Here is a 22,188-nt window from a genome sequence, read left to right as displayed (position 1 = left end):
GTTATTTCGCAGGCGGAGCCATCACTGTCTGAAGCATTTTTTCTTTGTCCCCTCCAAAAGTCTTAGTGATTGGATTGCCATCTCTGGTAAGCCCATCAAAAACACCTTGATCTACTAAATCCCATAAGGCGTATTTAGCTTCTCCTTTTTCTGTGAATAATCCAAAATGGTTTTCTGAACCGATTGGATTGGTGGCGTCTTTCCAAGGTTCATTGAATCCTTCAAAATAGAAGCAGGAAATACCTGCCGCATCGGTCCATTCACGCATCAGTTGGTGAAATTTAGCCTGCTTGTACTCATCGGTAGCTCTAGAGCCTTCCGGTCCATATAATCCATCTGAAGTAGATGCCCAACCGGTTTCACCAATGTGGACAGGCTTATTTACGCCAATGCTTTTCATGTAATTGGTCACCGAATCGTACTGTGCTTTGGCAAATTCTAAAGAGCGGATCATGGCTCTGTCAACTTTTTCGATTTCAGTCAATTTAGAATCCTCCACAGGAACTCTCCAGAAATCTGGATTGTAGTGGGAGTTATGGTAAGGATAGGTATGCATGGAAATAAAGTCCACGGAGCGAATCAATTCATTCAGGTCTTCTATATGATATTCCGGGCCACCACCACCCCAAGAGGAGAAGTCATCGGAACTCGTGATCCATAAATCTTTTGGAAGTTTTCCTTCTGCTTTTAAAGCCTGGGTATGTTTCACCCACTTGAGGATGACATCTGGCTGCACATAATAGCTTGTTGCCCATTTGACCATTGCTTCATTACCAATGGCAAGGATTTTAACGATATCGGGATATTGATTGACAAGCGCTACGGCTCGGTTGATTTCTTCTTCGTTTTGTTCACTCTCAATGTTATGGTCTGGCTCCATGCCGGTCCATGCATTTTTACAGTCTATCCATGCGCCTAACATCAGGTACATTTCGAAGCTGGGGTCTTCTGCCTTAATTTCGGAGATTGCTTGGAGCAAATTGGATGCATGTGCAAACTGTACATTGTAGGTCCGAAGGAGTCGGATACCCATCGCGTGTAAAATCCTCACATCTTCTTTCAATTGTGCTACTGTGGGTTGAATCTCTCGTGATTTCTCTCTATACCCTTCGTACGAAATAGCCCTGTAGGCCGGATTACCTAAAATATCTTGTGCTGTCACTTCTTTTATAGATTTATCTGATTGTTCTGTTGATTGATTACTACTGCATGAAAAGCCAGCTGCTAATGATACCCATATGCAAAGAGACTTAATGAAGTTAGATTTCATGGGATTATTGTTTAGGTGCTACAAATAAGTTAATCCAAAACCAATGGGAAAAAGAGGCGTGATGGATGTGTCCCAATAATTTGGACCATATTTCCCATCGAAATCCGCTACTGATTTGGGCCAAGAATGAGGAAGTTTTCCTTTGAAGTCAAATTGCCCAAAGAGTACTTCTGCAATCCCATCTCCTTCAGATCCGGGAAGCCAAGCCGCTACAAAAGCATCACTTTGCTCCACTTGCTCGGTTACAACCAAGGCTCTACCGGAAATCAGTACGACTACGGTTGGGATTCCTTTGTCAGCATAGGTTTGAATCAGTTGTTGGTGTGCTTCTGTTAAGGTATGCTGGAATAAATCCATGTGTCCCCCAATATCTCCAAAAAACTCTGCATAAGGTTTTTCCCCGACTACAATAATAGCGACATCTACATCTTCTACCGCAGCTGTACCATCCTTATCGTAGATGACCTCTTCACCTGCGAAGCGTTGGATTCCTTCCAAAATAGTCGTAGCACCCGCATAGTTTTCTTCTGTTCCCTGCCAGTTTATAGTCCAACCTCCTGATTGAAGGCCGGAATTATGGGCAAACGCTCCCACTACCACAATTTTTGATGATTTTTTGAGTGGGAGGATATTATTTTTATTTTTCAATAACACCAAAGATTCTCTAACGGCTTGCTTGGCCACAGCCCGGTGTTCTGGAATTCCGATTTTCTGTATTAAACTTTTGTCTGGGAAGGGGTTGTCAAAAACGCCGAATCTGAATTTTTGTCTGAGAATTCTTCGGACTGCATCATTGATGCGCTCCTCGGGTATTTCTCCCTCCAACACACCTTTTTTTACACCTTCCTGGAACATGTCCAAATCCCCATCCACAGCCATGACCACATCGACTCCTGCATTGATGATGGCATTTTGCCCAAAGCGGGAATAGGCTTTCCAGTCTGAAACTAAGATTCCTTGGAAGCCCAGTGTCTCTTTTATTAGCCCTGTTAGCAATTCTTTATGCGCATGCATGGGGACTTCATGTAAGGTGTTGAATGAGGCCATGATGGATGCAATGCCAGCCTCAATTGCTATTTGGTAGGGTGGGAGCAGTCTTTTCATGACTTCATCCTCGCTTAATGTTGTATTTCCGCCTTCCACGCCATTGTCTGTAGAACCATCTCCAATGAAATGCTTGGCAGTGGCCATTACTCCCGAATTTCCATCAGGTCCTTGATGACCTTTCACGGATGCTTTGGTGAGTTTAGTGGTTATTTCTGTGCTTTCAGAAAATGCTTCATATACACGTCCCCATTTTTCATTGTAAGGAATGGCTACGCACGGAGAAAAAACCCAATTGAAGCCGGTAGCTTTGGATTCGATTGCGGTGATGGTGGCAGCTTTTTCGACCAATTCTGCATTATTTGCCGCTCCCAAACCAATATTGTGAGGAAAGATGGTTGCTCCTTCATAGGTGTTTTGTCCATGGACTGCATCTACTCCAAAGATCAAAGGAATTCCTAAGCGGGTAGCAAGTGCCTGCTTTTGTAAAGCAGTAAATTTTTCCTGCCACTCAATAGCGTTTTCTCCAGGTAGTGGACCCTGCGTATGTATAACCGAGCCAATGAACTTGGTTTGGATGTCCGCTTCGCTGATATCATCAAAATGACGGACTTGGGTCATTTGCCCAATTTTCTCCTCCAAGGTCATTTGGGAAAGTAAAGCTTCAATTTGTTCTTCCATTCGTCTGTATGCGTTTGAATGTATTCATGTATCGGGCCCCTCCTGAAAAGATTTAGCCTTAGCAACAGACTCTTGCAGATTTATCGTATCAAAATGTTGCTGAATACGCTCCGGAGTCATTCCTTTTGCATAAGGATCTAATTGATGAACTTGCTGAAGGGCAAAGTAAGCGGCACGCGGATGAAGACTGTAGTGCCCTTGATTATCTGTAGGTCCTTTGGCGCAGATACCAAACCACTCCTCATTCATGTTATTTTGCCCCTCGATAAAATCATGGAAGTACCCTCCATTGGACCAAGTTGATTCTGTGTTGTGTTTAGAGAGGTCTCTGGTTTGTCCGACTTTCCACCAACCGTCGCTGAATTGAAAGGTGAATCCTCCCAGTGAATTCCCCGCTTTCCCCATTCCTGCAGCCTGCTCATACATTTCTTTCCAATTGGCCACCAAGTACATAGCTTGGGATTCTTGGTCTTCCTCATTTTTGATAGAGTGATAGGCATCCGCCCCCAATTCTGTCAACAGCACGGGTTTGTTTAATTCCTTCAGTACTCTATCATAAGTATCTCCGAAAGAGACACCCCTGTAAATGTTGATGCCAAAAATGTCAATGTCTTTGCATTCCTCTGCGATGATTTCTAAGAACAACAAGTCTCCATTACAAATCGAAACCGGGTGATTGGTGGAGATTTTTTTCATTTCCAGCGTAGCCTCATTGAATAAGCGGTACATGGCCCTTGCCCGCTTGGTAGATTCCTTGTCCTGAACAGGAATATCCTCTGTTTCAGCTCCTCCCCAAAAAAGTCCGTAATTGTTTTCATTGCCCAATAAGTATAACAATAAACCCGGAGTATTTTTATAATCCTGAGTCATTTGGCGCACTTCATCCAGAAGAATTTTTTGAACTCTAGGGTCCGCATATTCCGTGTTTGCCATCCAAGTTGCGTCTACTTCTACCCCATATCTCCCAAAGGAATGGTTGAGCATGGTGTAAATTCCATAATTTTCATAGATGTAGGTAATCCACTTGGCAGGTATGCCTGTGTACACTCGAATGGCATTGACGCCCATTGTTTGCAACAGTGACATTTCATCATCCAAGGCTTTTTGGATGAATGCATCAGATTTTTTCCAAAGATTGTAATTGTAATTGGTGCCGATGGGGAAGTAATCCCAGTTCATACCATTGACCATAAAATCCTTGCCATCGACTTGCAGCCGCATGCCGGAGTCATCGTGGATGACGGTAATTTGGTTATTTTGAGCACTCACACATGCTAGTAAAAAGAGCATGCAAAATGCTAATGGGTTTAGGTACTTCATAACAGAAAATATAAAAACATGCAGCTTCCTCGTGAAACTGCAAACAATAATCTCCAGAATGGAAGTGTAAATAGTCGAATATGGCTAAAAAATCAAAAGAAGACAATACATCAATTCTTTCTTTTGACTACTACAAAACTTCAAAAGATGCTTGAATGTGCTATTATTTTAGATTAAAAGGCCTAGTAGTGATTCTACAGGTGATTTTGTGTAGTTTTAATTTTTACCATGAAAAATGAAGATTTGAGTTTCGAATTTCATGGTAAATAGTTCAAGTTACCTGTTATCCAAAGGCTCAGAAAAGATTTCTGATCATTAATCCCGAGTATCTTCCATTTTCTTCCTTTAAAACAATTGATTATAATTCGATAAATCTTTTCCCTATGAAAACATACTCACTAACAGCGGTTTTGCCATTATTTCCTGCTGAGCCTTTGTTGAGTCCTATTTACAACTTCATTACGCATATGCAGCCCTATCATTTTCCTGTTCTGTTGATAGTGCCTGCCATCGGAATAGATTTGGTACTTATGAGATCCAAGAAAATGAATAAATGGTTGCTAGCGGGTTTGTTGGCTGTTGTTTTCTTACTTCTTTTTGTTCCAGCCCAGTGGTATTTCGCTGAATTCTTACAGACAGAAGCTGCCCGAGGCTGGTTTTTTGGAAGGTCATCCTGGGCATATATGACTCCACCGGATTCTTTCATACGTTATAATTTCCATCCTGAATATGTAGATACAGGATGGTCTTTAGTGAAAGGGCTTTTGATTACTTTACCGATTGCAGTGCTTTCGTCAAGAATTGGTTTATCATGGGGCAATTGGATGAAACAGGTAAAAAGATGATTCGGAATAACATCAACTTCTTATTCGGTATCCTCGCGCTGGCATACCTAAGTATGAGTCATGTGGGAAGTCCCGGTGTCATCTTCGAAGGGATGATGGGGGAATACAGGGTTTTGGCCAATGTTGCCCCTCCTGATGTAATCCCTGGTATTGCTATAGTATCTGTAATTCTTCCTGACAATCCTGAGGGTATTCAATTAGAAGCGAGGCCAGTCTATTGGAGTGCCGGGTTACAGGGCACGCCTACAGCAGATGTTTTAAAGCCTGTTCTCGGTGAACCGGGAAAGTATGAGGGTGAGCTGTGGTTTATGCAAATGGGAGCCTCAAGTGTTCAGCTAATCTTAACGAAAGGTCCTGATAGATTTGAAGCAGTAGTTCCTATCATGGCTATGCCTACTGCTCAAAAAGATATGCCCAAGGAGTTGGGAATGGTGTTGACAGGTTTGGGAGTGTTTCTAGTTATTTTACTAGTCACGATTTTTGCTTCAGCGATGGGCGATAGTATTCGGCAGCCAGGAGAAGCACGAAATCCTAAAGGCCAACGTAAAAGAGTGATGGGAACAGCTGTAGGTGCGGTAGTGGTTGGCTTACTTTTATGGGGAGGAAAGGCTTGGTGGGATGCGGAAGCTCGCTTGTATAATGAAAGGCTATACCAACCATTTAGTGGAACAAGTACTTGGGTAGAAAAGACGGATGGTAATTACCTTCATTTGAAAGTGGATTCTACAGAGTTAACATACGGTGCTATTACTAGGCAACTGAGTTATATGGTGCCTGACCATGGAAAGTTGATGCATTTATTTTTGATTCGAAAAAATGAATTGGATGTATTTGCCCACCTACATCCTAAGAGGATAGATTCCTTGAATTATAAGGTACAACTGCCTCCATTACCTGCGGGAGCATATCATGTGTTTGCAGACATCACCCGCTATACAGGCTTTGCAGAGACGATTGTTTCTGAATTGATTATTCCTGAAAGTACCAATTTTCAATTAGCCAGTAATCGGATAGTACAATTAGGAAGGGATGACACCTACACCTTTTCCAATCCTGTTGGCAACAAACCATTATTATTGGATGGAGATATTATGGTGTGTGGAAAACCGGGGATAAAAACGGATTTGCCGGGGGGCTATTCTGCTATTTGGGAGACAGAGACGGGTAAGTTTGAAGCGGGGCGTTTGTATAGCTTAGATTTTGCACTCTTTGATGCCTATGGTCAAGCAGCACAGCTGGAATCCTATCTGGGAATGATGGGGCATGCAGTTGTGTTGAAGCACGATGGATCGGTTTTTATTCATTTGCACCCCACAGGCACCTATTCCATGGGTTCCCAGCAAATGCTCTTGGAACGATTCGAAACAGGGAAAACGGGCTTCGGTAATTTGCCGGGTAAGCTGACTTTTTTGGATAGCGTAGATCGAGTGGTTGCGTATTTGGATGCGTTGCCCGATGCGACTAGAGATAGTTTATTGATGGGCGATATGCAGCATTTGCCTTATATTGATGCAGAACATGAAGACCATAGCATGGTCAGATTTCCCTATGCTTTTCCCCAACCGGGAGATTACCGCATCTGGATACAGGTGAAAATCAATGGGGAAATCATTAATGGGGCTTTCGATGTGGAGGTTATATAACTGCTATTAATTTACGCTAAATCTCACGAAACCCAGTTCATCATCTATATTTATATAAATCCAAATGACACCATCTTTCACGAAGGCATAGGTTGGGGCAACTGTCAGGTCGGTCAATGTTTCTCCGATTAGATTCAAGTTTTCGTCAAATATGCTGAGATATACTGCTGATATGGGTCTATTCTCAGGCATTTTGAAAAGTGGGCCATCATATATACCTGTTGGACTGGTTTCAAAAGAAAACCTGTAAAACCGTCTGTTTTGATTATCCCAAATAGGTGCAATAAAATTGATTTCAGCATGGATTTGCTCTGCTACTTCTCTGAAGCGTTGTTCGGAATCCACCTCAGACGGGTAGCCCCCCTTTTTTCCTTTAGCTGTGAGTTTGGGCGTGTAATCTATTTGATAAGCACTGTCCGACTGGGCATCAACGACAAATAAATTAGCATAGGCAGAATTTGCTAGGATTAATTTGTCCTTGGCTTTATGGATACTTTTCACCGAAGGCATCACACCATTCATATTTTCCATTTTCAAGGTCAAAGGATAGTCTTGAAGCAATTCTTTACCAGGGAGTTTGATTTCTTTGATTCGTTTGCTGTCAAAATCAGCCTTTATGAATGGTTCTTCTACTCCTTGGAAACTTCCCAACCTTCCCCAAAGTATATTTCCATCATGCGTGCTGATGGCTTTTTGATAGAAATTGGAGCCTTCGGATAGTTCCAAGCCTTCAAAAGGTTCTTTGTTGAGATTATAAGTTCTCAGTTTGTTGGCTTGTAGGTCAAAGAGTGCAACTTCCGAAAAATTCGCAAGTAAAATCCGTTCATTATTCACAAGATTAATCCAAGTGACATAGGGACCTGTGCCGTTTGGACCATCTTGTTCGAAAGGGGTTTTCTTTTCCAGGACTAACCGGTTCAAATCTACAATTGCCAATTCAGATGACTGTTGATCATATAGGTAAAGTTTGGATAGGTCTTCATTGATGACACTGTTCCAAAGTCCTGTTCTGAGATTGATAATATCTTCCCCAGGATCTACCATCACTGTATCCATGGTAAGGGTGATTTGATTAAAATCTATTTTGGATTCCTTCGAAGGATTGCAGGCAAGGAAAAGAGAAAGGAGCAGGAAAAGTGCAGGAGTATATTTCATAAAGCTTCAGTTTTGATACTAAAAAGTTAATGAAATAATTGAGAAACAAAAAATTGTTTTAGAAACGCGGTTACCTTAAAATTTTTAAATTCTAATGCCAGATGGATTTTCCCACATCACTTTTAAGGTCGAAAAACACACCTGACCTTAAAAAATCAAAAATTTAATGTGAAAAGCAAGGGTTGATTTTTTTGCCCTTAAGTACTATCAGGCTATAGGAGCTAATTACGCGTAGAGGAAAATCAGATAATTTTACTAGTACGGTAGGTAAATTATCGGATAATTTTACTAGTCCTGCAGTAAAAATATCGTATATTTTTTACCATTAAGGGATTAAGGGTCATTAAGACCCTCCTTAATTTCCTTAATCCCTTAATGGTTTTTACTCATTATTCATCTTTGTTTCTAGTCTCTCGCTTCTAATCTCTCGTCTCTATCATTGTCCTACCAAAAACACCGCATTCGCCATCAACAGCTTGCCATTTTCCCAGAAGGAACGGAACATAGGGTTATCCACCATGTAAACGACTTGGCCTCTGCCCATATTTTCCACACCATATACCATGGATTGAGCCATTTTTGGTTTGATTTTGTGGCCAATGTACCCAAATCTGTAGGCATCTAAGTTCGGGATAATTCCCACGTTGACTCCATTATTCAAGTAGGCATAACGGGAACCATTGTTTTTAAGCGTGTAGAAATTTTCACCCAAACCGAAACCTAAAGGGTGTGTTTGGTCTATGCGTAATTGATAGATAGCGCCGGCAGCAGTGGTGGAGATGCCCATGCGCTCTCGTTCCTGATAAGGTTCCAAGCGTTCAACAGTCTGAATGGCTTTTGCTTCCTTCTCAGCGGTTTTTTTCTCTTCGTCGGTATCGTATTGGCTGAGTGAGAAACCAGCTTTGTCCGCAAAGGCGCTGACAGCATTTTCGATAGCGATTATTTTTCCACCTGCACGAACCCAGTCCATGACTTTCTTAAGGTTATTTTCAGACAAATAGGAACCCCAGCTCGAAGGCATGATGAGTACATTGTACGTAGACAGGTCGAATCTGCCCAAATTATCGGCTTCCAAAATGCTCAGTGGATAGTCTAACTCCTGCTCAAAGAAGTACCAGATTTCACCGAAATTCAAGGAAGAAATCCCTGTGCCGCCTAGCAAAGCAACTTTAGGCTGTACAATTGGTCGTACATCTGAAGATCCAAAGTCCTTGCCCTTGTCTACATAGGCAGAGTTGGTAGCGGTCAAGTTGATTTGGAATTGATTGGCCAAGTCCACTACTTTTTGATCGTAATCGGCTAGGTATTGATTGCCGTTGCGGTGGATAATCAAGGTACCTGCCGCGTAGGATTGACCTCCAATCTCAAATGGATATTCTGCAAAACGTACACGGATACCTTCATTGATCAAGGCTGCCAAAAACTTCGCATGCACAGTCGCATGCCATGGAGCAAGATATGCCAATGGTTTGCCGTTTACTGAATTGGGATTGAATGTTGGTTTTTCGAATTTTTTAGCCGCATCTAAGCGGGTTTCCATGGCATAGGCTTGTACACCATAGGCATATGGCAAAGCCCAGCTAGTGATGTCATAGGTGATGCTATCCTGCAAGACTGCTTCCGGCTCAAAAAGAATTTGTGTTAGGACAGATTTTGGCTGATAAGCATTGACCACAATGTCTTTTTCTGATGTAGAGAATGTTGCGGATTTCCCACTGTTATAATCCAAACCTCTCAGACCAGTTCGGTTACCTGCAAAGCCGTACTGAATGCCATTTTTATCCAATAACTTGAGTAAAGCATTGACGCGCTCAGGATTTTGGTCGCCCTTGATAACAAAACTTTTGTATTTGGCTCTTGGGTTGCTGCTGTTGGATTTGAAATACTTGGCAAACTCATCTGCCAGTTTTTGTGCGTTTTTGGAAGCTACTTCCACAGCCGAAATACCTGCTACATGTGTATGGGCAATGCGCTCGGTAAGGGTAACGGTGTCTCCCAAAGCATTCAACATGCCCAGTCCCGCGCGACCCGATCCGCCTTTTTCAATGGTCATACCGATAGCACCATTGTAAGTCGGCCAAGTATCTCCATAGGCAGGATAAAGCAAGTCAAAACGTTCTTTAGTAAAGTAAAACCAGCCATTTTCGTCAAATTTAGAAGCAGTATGCTGACCGTAAATTGTCTGGAATTCGAATTGGAATGGGCTGATTTGCTCATGTAGGGGCTGAGCAGCAGGAGCAAAGTAGAAAGGCTCGTTGATCCCTTGCTCGTGAAAATCTACAAATAGATGAGGCATCCACTGATGATATAATTGGATGCGTTGCTCCGTTTCTTTTTGTGTTTGCCAAGCCCAGTCTCTATTCAAGTCCATCAGGTAGTGATTAGGTCTGCCACCTGGCCAAGGCTCGAAGTGCTCCATGGATTGTGGGTCTGGTTGTAGGCGTTTGTTTTGTTTTTGGTTATACCAAACCGTGTAGCGGTCCTTTCCATCAGGATTGGCGCAAGGATCTAAGATCAATACTTGATTTTTCAACCATTCCTTAGCCTCTGCATTGGCAGGATTGGCCACTTGCCAGAATGTTTTCATGGCAGCTTCTGTAGCCACCGCCTCATTTCCGTGTACATTGTACTGCATCCAGTTCATGGCCACCGCTGTGGAAGGTGTTCCCTCAAGCATGCCTGTACGACGCAGGTTGTCCAAGCGGATATTTTCCAAGTTGGACATATTCTCTGGGCTGGAGATAATTGCTACAAACAAGGGTCTGTGTTCGTAAGTTTCTCCATAATGCACCAATTGCACATTTGGAAGTGTGGAGGCTAGGTGCTCAAAATAAGCCACCACTCGATGATGGGGAGTGAATCGTTCTCCTAAAGCATAACCAAGGAATTCTTCCGGGCTTTTTTGCGCCATCACCTGTATGCTGATGAGTAGTACTAACAGAAGGGTATATAGTTTCTTCATAGATGAAATATTTGAATCGGTAAGATAAGGCTATTTGGAGAAGGGGGCAAAATGATTTTTGAGGATGGGGGAAATTGGGGGTGGATATCGGATATTGGTTGATATTGATAGATAGTAGGAATGACAGATATGATTAACTGGATCGGAAGATTGAAATAATTGGTGAGATATTGATTGATATTGATGGATAATAAGATATTGGAATTGACCGATAGATTTGCTTCAATCTAGAGATTGAAATATACTTTGTGAAATAATTGGAGGCGACAGTAGATATTTTTGGATGTAAAGAAAATTTTCTCACGATGAGACTGAAGCTGAGGAAAAAAATTGGTATTTTTTATTTAAAACCCCCAAAAAACTCCTCTAGATTTAGCTCAAAGCCTTGGATTACTGAAGACTGCGCGAGGTCTCCGGTGGTCATTAATCGGGAGGCCTTGAATTTTTCATTGACCAAGGAATAAATCAAGAGGGTTTGGCTGTCAGGGATTACCAACCAGTACTCTTTTACGCCCGATTCTTCATACACTTCATATTTGTGACGAAGTTCTACTTGATTGTTGCTAGGAGATAAAACTTCCACAACCAAATCCGGGGCTCCTATACATCCTCGTTCATCTAATTTCCCTAAATCACATACGACGCAGATATCTGGTTGGACGACTGTAAAAATTTTATCGTCATTTTTAGAGTTCACAGGAAGCCTGACGTCAAATGGAGCTATATATGTTTGGCATTTTTTGCCTTTCAAAAACATATTTAGCTCTGTGTGAAGATTTCCAGTTAACCATTGATGAATCCTTTTGGGAGCGGCCGCTTTCTTGAAAATTTTCCCTTTGATCAATTCAACCATTTCCTCCATCTCCCAGGTCAAGTAATCTGCATACGTGTAATGCCCATAGCTAAGATCAGGTTCTTTTAGCAATGATTTTTCGATATCCTTTTCCATAGTTAAATTTAATCAAAATTGTTCACATCGAAAATCTTAACATGAAGGTTTTCCAACTGGCTAATAGATAGTTATTCATCATATGATAATTATCCCAAACCCGCCAATTCATAAAAAATCTCTGGACTTATGACTTTAAACGCTGACTCCGGATAGGTTTCCTGAAATATCTTAAAGAATTTAGCTAAATACCTGAAGTCAACTTCATAAATTTAGCTAAAAATATGAATTTTAATTAGGTGGCAAATCTTCAAATCAACGCTACTTTTTGAATGAATATATAAACAAAATGGGGTTATCGTCAGCGTCTATAGCGTATTGTTTAGCGAATTCGGAGTACAGGTTTTGACCTGGCCTGAATGTTTTTTCAAACTCTTCCAACTCCTTTGGAAAAGTTGCCCAATTCATATGGGTCTTGTATCTTCTTTCTTTTCCAAAAAATCTTTAAGAGTATCAAATTCATGTCTAATTTCTAAACTCTCGCTTCTCGCTTCAAAAAAAGTGGAACTTGAGGGATTCGAACCCACGACCTCTGCCCTGTCAAGGCAGCGCTCTAAACCAACTGAGCTAAAGTTCCTTTACTGCCCCTAAATACGGTAAAGCGGAGAACATTTGCAAAAACTTTTTGACTAGGGTTTTTGACCTTTGGTGTAATTCAGGAGTAAATGAATAGGAATGAGGAAGTAAAGTCAGCTGGAATTTTTTATTTTTCTGAAAAACCACACAACCATGAAACTTAACCGAAGATCATTTGTCAAATGGGCATCCCTCACTCCAGCATTAGCCTTGCCTGCTTTTGCTTGCTCCACTTCTGAAAATCAGGACTCATCCCCACCATCCAGTGCCATTCAACCCTTGAATTTGGCGATTCAGCCCATCAGCAGAGAGGAGCGCTTGTCCAGAATAGCCAAGGCTCAGCAGTTGATGCAAGAGCAAAAAATCGATGCACTTTTCCTAGAACCAGGAACTAGCATGAAGTACTTCTTGGATTTTGATTTCTTCCTTTCCGAGCGCATGGTTGCTGCGGTTATTCCTGCAAAAGGGGACATTTCCTACATCTGTCCAGGTTTTGAGAGAGATAAAGTGGAGGAGTTGGTGAAGTTTGGGAATCAGGTCTTGACATGGGAGGAGCATGAAAGTCCCTATGCGCTGACTGCCAAATTGTTAAAGGATTTAGGTACCCCCAATCAAAAAATTGCCATGGAGGAACGCTGCCGCTTTTTCCTGTATGAAGGGATCAAAAACGAAACAGCCCGACTCAATTTTGTCAATGGGGATGGAGTGACGGCAGGCTGTCGCATGTACAAGTCTCTAGCGGAAATTGCCTTGATGCAAGCTGCAAATACCGCTACTATTGAAGCCTACAAAATCTTGTTTGATTCTTTGGAAGAGGGGATGAATCAGTATGACTTCCGGGATATTGCAGCAGATGCCCATAAGAAATTAGGCTTCAACGGTTCTATAGGGGCTAATTTTGGAGAGTGGTCTGCCTTCCCTCATGGCAGTAGCAAAACGCAGGTGCTCAAACCGGGAGCTATTATCCTTGCGGATGGTGGTTGCACCGTGGAGGGCTATAAATCCGATATCAGCAGAACCATTGTTTTTGGAGAGCACAATGACAGGCAGAAGGAAGTGTGGGACGTAGTAAAAGAGGCACAGACAGCGGCTTTTGAATTGGCCAAACAACCTGGTACTACCTGCGAGCAACTAGATGCAGCAGCACGAGCGGTTATCGATAGCGCAGGCTTCGGTCCGGATTACCGATATTTTTCCCATCGCTTAGGCCATGGAATTGGTATGGATGGGCATGAGTGGACCAATTTGGTGAGGGGAAATGATACCCCTCTTCAGGCAGGGATGTGTTTCAGCAATGAACCAGGCATCTATATTGTCGGGGAGTTTGGCGTACGCTTGGAAGATTGCTTTTACATGACCGAAAATGGGCCCCAGTATTTTACTCAACCAAGCCCAGCGATTGATCAAGCATTTGCATAGAAAAGTTATTAAAATTTCCCTACGAAGGCTCTGAGGTACAAAATAAGAAATCTCTTGATGCCTTAGTATCTTCGTGGGAAGCTTCTTTATGCAAACCTTCATTGTAAATTGACTACCTTTGCATAAAAGTCAGTCAACGTATGAATTTTTCCGATCTCGGTTTATCCCCATCTCTAGTACAAGCCATCAATCAAGCCAATTATGAAGCCCCATATCCTATACAGGTAGAGGCAATTCCGGCTATTCTTCAAAAGCGGGATTTGTTGGGGTTGGCACAAACTGGTTCTGGGAAAACAGCTTCTTACATACTTCCGATTTTGGAGGACTTGCAAGGGATCGAAAATCATCGGACACGGTCTATCCCGATATTGGTGATTGTCCCCACTCGGGAGCTTGCTGCGCAGGTAGAAGAGGTTGTTCGATTTTTTGGAAAACATCTGCCCCGTAAAGTAAAAAGTATGGCAGTCTTCGGAGGGGTTTCCATCAATCCTCAGATGATGAATTTGAATGGAACGGATATCTTGGTGGCGACTCCGGGGCGTTTGTTGGATCTGCTTGCTAAAAATGCCATTACCCTTGATCGCTTACGAACCTTGGTTTTGGATGAAGCAGATAAGGTCTTGAGTTTGGGTTTCAAGCTGGAGTTGGATGAAATCCTTGCTCGCCTGCCTAAGAAGCGTCAAAACATCTTGTTTTCAGCCACGATGGATGAAACAGTCGAAGGTTTGATCGGGAAGTTGTTAAAAAATCCTTTGAAGATTGAGATACAAGCAGAAGAGGTCACGCCGGATTTAATTAATCAGACGGCTTATTTGATCACGCAAGAGAAAAAAGGGCCCCTATTAAGACATTTGATTTCAGAAGGTAATTGGCAACAAGTGTTGGTTTTTGCTTCATCGATTCGTACTGCCGATAACTTGACCACCAAACTCAACAAACATGGCATCCAAGCCATGGCATTTCATGGGGATAAGAGTCAGGGGGCGCGTATGGAAGCCCTGAAACAGTTCAAGGGAGGGAAAGTTCGGGTACTTGTAGCCACTGACTTGGCGGCACGAGGAATTGACATTCAGGCCTTGCCTTATGTGGTCAATTTTGAATTACCCCGCTCACCCAAAGATTATATCCACAGGATTGGTAGAACCGGTAGGGCAGGCATGCAGGGAGAGGCGATTTCACTGATTACCGAAGAAGATCAGCATCACTGGAAAGTCATCCAAAAAAAGATGAAGCGTTGGGTGGAGATGGTGGATGCTTTAAATATTGATTTTTGAGAATCAGATTTAATAATGCACTCAGTTTTGGTAGTTGATTAAACTTAAGATGAAGATAGGCTGAAATAGCTGTGGAACCATCTACTATTTTAAAATCTCAAACCTTTCATGAATCAACTCCTTATAAGATGCTTTAAAATCATCTGAAAGGAAACTGATATCGATTCTTTCAAACCAGGAGGATTTTGATTTGATCATGTTGTCAAACAAATATTCTTGCTGTTTGGCTAATATTCCCGCTCCATCAAATGCTTTTATAAAATCAGCTTTTTTTATTCGATTCTTTTTCCCGTTAAGGGTTAATGCCAACTGTTCGGGATCGGCAGGGTTTACAATAGCTGTATTCACTAAATCATAGGCTGGACTCAATACCGGGCCCAAATCAGGTTGATAAATCAAGGAGAAGTTCTTAAGATGCATATCTGCATTACCCGTCAAGAAGCTAAACAATACCTGTTCATAGAAATTGATTAGATCTAATCCAGGGGTTTTGGAATATAACTTGATGATTTTGGCGATTTGTTCATAGGAAGCCCTGTATTTATCCTCCGTTAGCCGTTGAGAAAGCTGGCACAAATCTTCCATATGAATCTTCGATTTTTTCAATCGATCTATTCTTTTGGTGATATAAGCTAGATTGCCTGATTTTAACCGGATAAGTGCATGAGGAACCACTTTTATTTTAGCAAGCTCAGCCAAATGCATGGTTAAATCTTCTACTACTGGAAGTTGTGGATAATGTAAAGAAGCAGGTTTCAAAATATACCCTCCCCATAAGCCAACGATAGTAAACTTCTTAGGTGTATTTCTCTCAGACGAAATGTGTAAAGATAGTTTAGCTTGCACTCCAGTCAGACCTGTTTGATTTGCAATGGTAATTTTTGCTAAATCATTTAGCTGTGATTCTGAATAAGGTAATTCTGGCGCTTGAGAAAATCCGAATATCTTTTTGCTACACTTGACATGGTAGTCTTTTTCGGTATCTAATAAAGACTGATAACAATATAGACACTTATTTTCCATATACTATTTACTAAGTGGTTCGATGCTGACTGCGCCAATCGTATCCTTACAGCAAAGTAATAATAGTCCCATTCGGTCACGTGGATCGAGTTTCCAATTGTTTACTGCTATATCCAATAACCAACCTTCCGGAATCAATCCGTCAAAAAATGGGATCATCGTTAATGAATGAAAACTTGTCTCTTGAAGTGGTAAAGTCAAACTTATGGGTTGTACCCCCTCTATACTAAGATAAGTGGGATTATAGGTGAAATGATAGCCTATTTCATCTTGTACATAGATTCCTGCAAAGTATCCATGCATCCATATCTTAGCACTTCTATTACTCATTTGGTGTTTTTTGAATAGGACCTAGTTTATGACCGAACATCGAAAGAACTTGATTCACTTTGTCCATTCGTAATGTTTCTTTTCCTTGTTCTAACTCCCTAAGAAACCTCAGGCCTACACCCGTTTTCTGAGCTAGTTCAATTTGTGTTAATTGTACAGCCTGTCGTTTTTCTTTCACAAACTTCGCTAAATCCATAGATTATACCTTATCGGGTGTAAATTTAGCGATTATTTTATTTTTATACCATATCGGGTATAAAAATTATTGAAAAAACATCTCTATACCCTTTAGGGTATAATTCAAAAATTAATTCCTATTTTAAGATACTATCGTGTGCTCTTAAATTCTCCCTGCTTTTGTAAAACATTTAAGGCCACTAATTCCTGTAAATCACTTGTGGCTGTGGCTCGACTTGTTGGATTGATAGAAAGATAATTTTTCAAACTTATAACTCAATAATACACAAAATTCTAAGTCATAAAACTTGAAATATAACTCATGCTTTCTATTTCCAAATTGAATGTATTTGAACGTATTCCCTTAATCCTCTCTTATATACATCCTTTTTAGCTCAGTTTTAGGTACGTATAATTGGAGAGTTTCACAAAACTTACGTTCTTTGCATCAAGTGATAGGGGTGCCTTAATACAACGGGCTGAGATCATACCCTTTGACCTGAACCCGGTAATGCGGGCGTAGGAATTATTCATTTAACCGAATCAATCGATGAGTTTCGAGACAAAAGTTGATGTCCGTTGACAGCTTTTGTTCCAGTTCATTTATTGAATTCACAACTTAGTACCTCATGAAAAAATTTATCCTAGCGTTGGATTGGACTGCCAATACCAACCACAGTGGCTTCTTTGTAGCGGCACAACAGGGATTTTATGCCCAAGAAGGTCTGGACGTGCACTTGCGGTCTACCTCGGAGGACAATTATGCACGTACACCAGCTAGTTTGCTGGCAGCTAAAGAAGTGCATTTGGCCATGGCTCCTTCTGAAAGTGTGATCGCCTATCGTGCTAATCCCGAAAAACCCGCTTTGATGGCCATTGCTGCAGTTTTGCAACGTGATGCCAGTGCCATCGTAAGTCTGAAATCTTCGGGTTTGGATCGTATCAGTCAATTAGACGGCAAGGAATATGCGAGTTATAATGCTCGCTTTGAGGATCATATCGTCGCAGAAATGATCAAGACTGATGGCGGAAAAGGAGAGCATATCAAGATTGTCCCTGAAAAACTGGGTATTTGGAATACCCTTTTGGAAGGAAAGGCTGTCGCTACTTGGGTTTTTATGCCTTGGGAAGGTGTGATGGCTAACGAAAAGCAAGTGGAATTAAACGCATTTTACCTCAAGGATTTTGATATCCCTTATGGATATTCCCCTGTTTTACTGGCTCACCCTGAGCTTTTAGCCGAAGATCCAGAGGCTTATAAAAAATTCCTTCGAGCAAGTAAGAAAGGTTTTCAGTTACTCAAAGAAAACCCTCAATTGGCAGTAGATGCACTTTACAAGCAGGAGGATCTTGCGGAATTAGCCGACAAAGATTTCTTGATTAATAGCCAAGAAGCTATTAATCCCTACTATTTTGATGAAGCGGGAGATTGGGGGCTGATGCAGGAAGAACGCTGGACCGAATTTATTCACTGGTTGAAAAGTAAGGAACTGATAACAGCAGAAGAACTTACAAACCTTATGAAAGAACCGATATTTACCAATTTCTATTTATCTAACTAATTCAGACAAAAGGGGTGCTTTTCTCTAAAGGAAAGGCTGAGAACAGACCCGTATGACCTGATGCCGATAATGCGGCCGTAGGAACTGTACAGGAAAGAAGCCCCTGCTTCTAAAACCTAACAATTTTGTCATCCATGAAAAAACTACTCATGATTTGCCTTTGGGCACTTGTATCAAGTGCCCAAGCCCAATTTTCCATTTCAGGAAAAGTTATCAATGAACAAAAAGAGCCTCTCCCTGGGGCAAACGTATTCATTTCATCCCTCGAACTGGGTGCTGTAGCCTCTACCGACGGGACCTTCCAACTGCCAAGTGTGCCGAAAGGCTCTCTGATACTCGAGGTAAGTTTTATAGGCTATCAAACACAGCGAAAGACTATCGAATTAAGTGAAAACCTCCAACTCAATTTCACCTTGGTTGAAAGTGCCATGCTATCTGAGGCCGTCATGGTGAGAGCAATCCGGGCTGATAAGTTGGCCCCAATCACGCAAAAAACAATTGAAAATCAGGAGCTGAATGAGGTTTTTAATGGTCAGGACGGAGCCTTTGTACTGGAAACCCTCGCCCCAAGTATTCAAGCTAACTCAGAATCGGGCACACGCTTCACCAATTACGGTACCATGCGTATGCGTGGAATAGATCAGCGGAGGATTAACATCACCCTCAATGGTGTTCCACTGAACGACATGATTGATCAAGGGGTCTTTTTCAGCAATTTCACCGATTTTACCAATAGTGTGGAATCTATCCAAGTGCAAAGGGGGGTAGGCACGAGTACCAATGGTACAGCCTCTTATGCCGGTAGCATCAGTTATGAATCTGTGCGTTTAAATGTAGATGCTCCAGAGACCACAGTGTCTTTGCTCGGGGGAAGTTTCAATACATGGCAGGGAAGCGCTGAAGTGAAAACAGGACTTTTGCCAAACAAAATGGCTTTTTATTCCCGGGTAAGTATGACTACTTCGGATGGATTTAGGGATCATAGCGGGACAGATTCCTATTCCTTTTTCTTCAGTGGGGGTTATTTTGGCGATAAGGACATCATCCGATTTACAGGATTCAATGGACGTACTAAAAATCAACTCAGCTATGTTCCAGTACCGATCTCTCTAGCGAGAGAAAACCCCCGAACGAACTTGAATTTTAGAGATGATCGGGATGATTTTGGGCAGTCTTTTGCACAGGTGGAGCATATTCGTACAGTTTCGAAAAACACGACATTGACCAGCAGTATCTATTACGGTGGGGCAGGAGGAGATTTTCCCTTTGGCTTTGTGGATGGGGAGCAGTTTGTGCAGATCAATTATCCACTATTCAACAATCATTACGGCGTGATGAGTTATTTGCAGCATGCCAATAATACTTGGGATGTAAGTACAGGCATACATGCCTATACTTTCCGAAGAAGAAATATTGAGCAATTGGTGCCTAATTTTGCCACTCCTTACTATGAAGACAGCTCAGTGAAAGATGAGTTTTCTGCCTTTGCAAAAGCATCCTATACGCATTCCAACTGGATGTTCTTTGGAGATCTTCAAGCCCGCTTTGTCAATCTTCAGTTGACCCCTGATACCCAGTTTCTAGGAGAAGAGCGCACCATTCCATTATACAGCTGGCAGTTTTTGAATCCCAAAGTAGGTCTTACCTATCAGATCAATCCTTTGCAAAATGTTTATGGATCGTTTGGTAGAACCGGTAGAGAACCAAACCGCTCTGACTTCTTGGGAGGCGTTCAAATCAATGCAGGAAATATTGACTTTCTCCAGGACCAAAATAATGTTCGCGCAGAGTTTGTAAACAATTATGAGTTTGGATATCGGATTGCTACAGCGCGGACGAATGCACAGGTGAATTTCTTCTATATGGACTTTGAGAATGAAATTGCTCCAATCGGTGCATTCGTAGATCAGTTTTTCATTCAATTATTTGCCAATCAAGAGGATAGTTATCGAAGAGGGGTAGAGTTTGATTGGTCATCTAAGCTTTCTGATAAATGGCGCTTGCTAGGGAATGCGACTTATATGCGAAGTGTGATAAGCCGCTATCAGCCAGAAGGTAGTGCTGAGGTTTTCAACAATATCCGAACACCTTTCAGCCCTGATGTGTTTGTAAATGCCCGGTTGCAATACAGTCCATTGAAGCGTTTACAAGTGGAATTCCATACACGGTATGTTGGGGATTCATTCACTGAGTTGACCAATAATCCTGATTTTGTGCTTCCGGCTTATTGGGTAAATAATTTAAGACTATCCACTAAAATCGGAAAGCATTACAGCTTTGAAGTGGAGGTTAATAACCTGTTCAATGAATTGTATTTTACAGATGGTGCTCCTGTTGGGAATGAACTATCTGTATTTGCGCAAGCACCTAGACATTTCTTTGGACGATTTACTGCCAAATTCTGATTAAAAAGAGCTGACGCTACCAACTTTGATGATCTAGGTTGATAGCGTCAGCCCTTGGTATTTTTGAGAGTAAAGGTTAGTTACTCGAAACGAGTGTTGGATTTTTCGTTACTGCCTTTTCTTTAGACTCTACGGAAATCAACCACAGTGTCATGGCTAAAGAAGCTGCTAAATAAATACCAATAAGGGCAGTAGCTCCAGGGATTAATTCTTGCAATCCAAACCAACCCCCATTCCAGAAAATCAACCCAATCCCCATAGCAAAGCGGACAATTTCCGCAGGAATGGCAATTTTGGATTTATCCATTAAACTGGTATAAGCAAAAATAGACACCATCATGAAGATGGAATAGAGCATCACTTCCAAGTATTGGAAACTTACAAAAGCAATCAAGACGTGAAAGACCATAGCAAAGCTTACCACCAACTGTACCCAAGACCAGGTTTGTAAGGCCTTGGAAGGTTTGCTGTCATACTTAACTTGATCAAAAGCATTTTTCCAGTAATCCCAAGGGTATTTTTCTGCGACGTCGGCAGGTCTCCAGCCTGTTGGCATAAACCAGATTCTAAGTTTGTCCCAATAGCTTTTGGTTCTCCAAGCATCCTGAATCAGTGCCCAAAGATGCACATAGTTGATGATAAGAGGGTTCCAGGTATTTACTGGTTTTTTCACACCATAAACGGGTGGTTCTTCCTCCAGTTCTTCCTGAAACGTGCCAAACAACTTGTCCCAAATGATAAAAATCTGGGCGAGGTTTTTGTCCAAGTAAATATCGTTGATGGCATGATGTACTCGATGATGACTGGGAGTGACGATGATGTGTTCCAAAAACCCCATTCTGTCTATTAATCGGGTATGATACCAAAACTGTGCAAACAAATGAATAGGTGCAATAATGGCGACCACTTCTGCGGGAACACCGATGAACGCCATAGGAATATACAAGAAGAAGTAAATTCCAAAAATGGCAGAAACTGATTGACGCAGGGCACAACTTAAATTGAATTCCTCACTGCTGTGGTGCACGATGTGACGGTTCCAAAAGGCATTGACCGTATGATCGAATCGATGTGTCCAATATCCGGCAAAATCAATTCCTATAAAAGCAATCAGATAAACCCACCAAGTACTTTCAATCTGAAAAAGTGCAACCTTGTCTACCATCCAAGCATAGGAGACGATGACTACAGATAGGCCCATTAAATTTTTGAGTGTATTGGTCATTCCCGAACTAAGGCTGGAGATGGTATCCATTCCTATGTTCACTTGTTTTTTCATGCGGCGTGCAGCAAACTCCTCAATGATGATTAGTATCAAGAAGAAAGGTACTGCATAGGATAAAGCTTTGGCGTAAAGTTCCATTTGGGTTTATTTTCAGACTAACAAGCTGTAATTTAAGATTGTTTTTAACTCATGGCAAGCAAAAAATAAAAATAGAGGGGTTAAAAAATGTAAGTTAAATAAGCCCCTCTACTAATTTTGTAAAAACTGTATTTCAAAAAGTTGCTTAATCACCCGTTACAAACTTACAGAAGAAAGTAACGCAAAAAAA

General features: G+C 41.6%; 16 protein-coding genes, 1 tRNA gene and 2 riboswitches. Of the genes, 6 read left to right on the top strand and 11 right to left on the bottom strand.

Going from position 1 to position 22,188, the window contains the following annotated elements; translation table 11 throughout:
• Window position 1: 1 nt before the first annotated feature.
• Genes IE080_RS04515 through IE080_RS04505 form a run of 3 tightly spaced genes read right to left on the bottom strand, consistent with a single transcriptional unit; the run spans window position 2 to window position 4,285 of the window.
• On the bottom strand, window positions 2-1,270 hold the full coding sequence (locus IE080_RS04515) for a glycosyl hydrolase family 17 protein (protein WP_189579258.1): 1,269 nt from the start codon (window positions 1,268-1,270) through the stop codon (window positions 2-4).
• Between the two features lie 18 nt (window positions 1,271-1,288).
• Window positions 1,289-2,995 (bottom strand): glycoside hydrolase family 3 protein, encoded by a 1,707-nt coding sequence (locus tag IE080_RS04510; RefSeq protein ID WP_189579257.1) that lies wholly within the window; start codon window positions 2,993-2,995, stop codon window positions 1,289-1,291.
• Window positions 2,996-3,019: 24 nt separating this feature from the next.
• Entirely contained in the window at window positions 3,020-4,285 is a 1,266-nt protein-coding gene (locus IE080_RS04505) for a glycoside hydrolase family 2 TIM barrel-domain containing protein (protein ID WP_229800497.1), read from the bottom strand.
• Between the two features lie 413 nt (window positions 4,286-4,698).
• On the opposite strand from IE080_RS04505, the gene IE080_RS04500 reads away from it, so the two are divergent.
• Window positions 4,699-5,160: a hypothetical protein gene (locus IE080_RS04500; RefSeq protein WP_189579255.1), complete on the top strand. Its 462-nt coding sequence runs from the start codon at window positions 4,699-4,701 to the stop codon at window positions 5,158-5,160.
• Complete coding sequence (locus IE080_RS04495; protein ID WP_229800496.1) at window positions 5,127-6,803, top strand: DUF8832 domain-containing protein; 1,677 nt, start codon at window positions 5,127-5,129, stop codon at window positions 6,801-6,803. Before IE080_RS04500 ends, IE080_RS04495 begins: the two co-directional genes overlap by 34 nt.
• 6 nt (window positions 6,804-6,809) lie before the next feature.
• Here IE080_RS04495 and IE080_RS04490 read toward each other — a convergent pair whose 3' ends face one another.
• The 4 genes from IE080_RS04490 to IE080_RS04475 all read right to left on the bottom strand — a co-directional run bounded on the left by IE080_RS04490 (window position 6,810) and on the right by IE080_RS04475 (window position 12,446).
• Window positions 6,810-7,958, bottom strand: a complete 1,149-nt coding sequence (locus IE080_RS04490) for a DUF4221 family protein (protein WP_189579254.1) — start codon at window positions 7,956-7,958, stop codon at window positions 6,810-6,812.
• Window positions 7,959-8,394: 436 nt separating this feature from the next.
• Window positions 8,395-10,920, bottom strand: a complete 2,526-nt coding sequence (locus IE080_RS04485) for a M14 family zinc carboxypeptidase (protein WP_189579253.1) — start codon at window positions 10,918-10,920, stop codon at window positions 8,395-8,397.
• Window positions 10,921-11,260: 340 nt separating this feature from the next.
• A complete protein-coding gene (locus IE080_RS04480; protein WP_189579252.1) occupies window positions 11,261-11,869 on the bottom strand; it encodes a Uma2 family endonuclease in 609 nt (202 codons plus the stop codon).
• A gap of 502 nt (window positions 11,870-12,371) precedes the next feature.
• A tRNA-Val gene (locus tag IE080_RS04475) sits at window positions 12,372-12,446 on the bottom strand.
• 152 nt (window positions 12,447-12,598) lie between these two features.
• Here IE080_RS04475 and IE080_RS04470 point away from each other — a divergent pair.
• Both IE080_RS04470 and IE080_RS04465 read left to right on the top strand, forming a co-directional pair.
• Complete coding sequence (locus tag IE080_RS04470) at window positions 12,599-13,864, top strand: M24 family metallopeptidase (RefSeq protein ID WP_189579251.1); 1,266 nt, start codon at window positions 12,599-12,601, stop codon at window positions 13,862-13,864.
• Window positions 13,865-14,004: 140 nt separating this feature from the next.
• Window positions 14,005-15,138: a DEAD/DEAH box helicase gene (locus tag IE080_RS04465; protein ID WP_189579250.1), complete on the top strand. Its 1,134-nt coding sequence runs from the start codon at window positions 14,005-14,007 to the stop codon at window positions 15,136-15,138.
• Between the two features lie 84 nt (window positions 15,139-15,222).
• On the opposite strand, the gene IE080_RS04460 is transcribed toward IE080_RS04465, so the two are convergent.
• From IE080_RS04460 to IE080_RS04450, 3 genes are read right to left on the bottom strand one after another with little or no spacing between them, the layout of a single operon-like run.
• Entirely contained in the window at window positions 15,223-16,161 is a 939-nt protein-coding gene (locus tag IE080_RS04460; protein WP_189579249.1) for a HipA domain-containing protein, read from the bottom strand.
• A 3-nt stretch (window positions 16,162-16,164) separates the two neighbouring features.
• Window positions 16,165-16,491, bottom strand: coding sequence for a HipA N-terminal domain-containing protein (locus IE080_RS04455; RefSeq protein WP_229800495.1), 327 nt, complete (start codon window positions 16,489-16,491; stop codon window positions 16,165-16,167).
• Window positions 16,484-16,687 carry a type II toxin-antitoxin system Y4mF family antitoxin gene (locus IE080_RS04450; RefSeq protein WP_189579248.1) on the bottom strand — a complete coding sequence of 68 codons (204 nt, stop codon included), beginning with the start codon at window positions 16,685-16,687 and terminating at the stop codon, window positions 16,484-16,486. Before IE080_RS04450 ends, IE080_RS04455 begins: the two co-directional genes overlap by 8 nt.
• Window positions 16,688-17,115: 428 nt before the next feature.
• A riboswitch (TPP riboswitch) is annotated at window positions 17,116-17,210 on the top strand.
• Window positions 17,211-17,297: 87 nt separating this feature from the next.
• Here IE080_RS04450 and IE080_RS04445 point away from each other — a divergent pair.
• Both IE080_RS04445 and IE080_RS04440 read left to right on the top strand, forming a co-directional pair.
• Window positions 17,298-18,230 carry an ABC transporter substrate-binding protein gene (locus IE080_RS04445; protein WP_189579247.1) on the top strand — a complete coding sequence of 311 codons (933 nt, stop codon included), beginning with the start codon at window positions 17,298-17,300 and terminating at the stop codon, window positions 18,228-18,230.
• Window positions 18,231-18,330, top strand: a riboswitch (TPP riboswitch).
• A gap of 34 nt (window positions 18,331-18,364) precedes the next feature.
• On the top strand, window positions 18,365-20,635 hold the full coding sequence (locus IE080_RS04440; RefSeq protein ID WP_189579246.1) for a TonB-dependent receptor: 2,271 nt from the start codon (window positions 18,365-18,367) through the stop codon (window positions 20,633-20,635).
• A 76-nt stretch (window positions 20,636-20,711) separates the two neighbouring features.
• On the opposite strand, the gene IE080_RS04435 is transcribed toward IE080_RS04440, so the two are convergent.
• The gene (locus IE080_RS04435; protein ID WP_189579245.1) at window positions 20,712-21,998 is read right to left on the bottom strand and encodes a sterol desaturase family protein; all 1,287 of its coding nucleotides are present in this window, start codon (window positions 21,996-21,998) and stop codon (window positions 20,712-20,714) included.
• Between the last annotated feature and the right edge of the window lie 190 nt (window positions 21,999-22,188).

The sequence above is a fragment of the Mongoliitalea lutea genome (genome assembly GCF_014652135.1).
GTDB classification, from domain to species: Bacteria; Bacteroidota; Bacteroidia; order Cytophagales; family Cyclobacteriaceae; genus Mongoliitalea; species Mongoliitalea lutea.
The sequence above is the reverse complement of the archived record's forward strand: the minus strand, read 5'-3'. Positions and strand labels throughout refer to the sequence as shown.

Coding starts and splice junctions, on each gene's coding strand:
- IE080_RS04490 (WP_189579254.1), bottom strand. CDS start 7,958: ATGAAATATACTCCTGCACTTTTCCTGCTCCTTTCTCTTTTCCTTGCC.
- IE080_RS04480 (WP_189579252.1), bottom strand. CDS start 11,869: ATGGAAAAGGATATCGAAAAATCATTGCTAAAAGAACCTGATCTTAGC.
- IE080_RS04495 (WP_229800496.1), top strand. CDS start 5,127: ATGGGGCAATTGGATGAAACAGGTAAAAAGATGATTCGGAATAACATC.
- IE080_RS04500 (WP_189579255.1), top strand. CDS start 4,699: ATGAAAACATACTCACTAACAGCGGTTTTGCCATTATTTCCTGCTGAG.
- IE080_RS04445 (WP_189579247.1), top strand. CDS start 17,298: ATGAAAAAATTTATCCTAGCGTTGGATTGGACTGCCAATACCAACCAC.
- IE080_RS04505 (WP_229800497.1), bottom strand. CDS start 4,285: ATGCTCTTTTTACTAGCATGTGTGAGTGCTCAAAATAACCAAATTACC.
- IE080_RS04485 (WP_189579253.1), bottom strand. CDS start 10,920: ATGAAGAAACTATATACCCTTCTGTTAGTACTACTCATCAGCATACAG.
- IE080_RS04470 (WP_189579251.1), top strand. CDS start 12,599: ATGAAACTTAACCGAAGATCATTTGTCAAATGGGCATCCCTCACTCCA.
- IE080_RS04455 (WP_229800495.1), bottom strand. CDS start 16,491: ATGAGTAATAGAAGTGCTAAGATATGGATGCATGGATACTTTGCAGGA.
- IE080_RS04460 (WP_189579249.1), bottom strand. CDS start 16,161: ATGGAAAATAAGTGTCTATATTGTTATCAGTCTTTATTAGATACCGAA.
- IE080_RS04515 (WP_189579258.1), bottom strand. CDS start 1,270: ATGAAATCTAACTTCATTAAGTCTCTTTGCATATGGGTATCATTAGCA.
- IE080_RS04435 (WP_189579245.1), bottom strand. CDS start 21,998: ATGGAACTTTACGCCAAAGCTTTATCCTATGCAGTACCTTTCTTCTTG.
- IE080_RS04465 (WP_189579250.1), top strand. CDS start 14,005: ATGAATTTTTCCGATCTCGGTTTATCCCCATCTCTAGTACAAGCCATC.
- IE080_RS04440 (WP_189579246.1), top strand. CDS start 18,365: ATGAAAAAACTACTCATGATTTGCCTTTGGGCACTTGTATCAAGTGCC.
- IE080_RS04450 (WP_189579248.1), bottom strand. CDS start 16,687: ATGGATTTAGCGAAGTTTGTGAAAGAAAAACGACAGGCTGTACAATTA.
- IE080_RS04510 (WP_189579257.1), bottom strand. CDS start 2,995: ATGGAAGAACAAATTGAAGCTTTACTTTCCCAAATGACCTTGGAGGAG.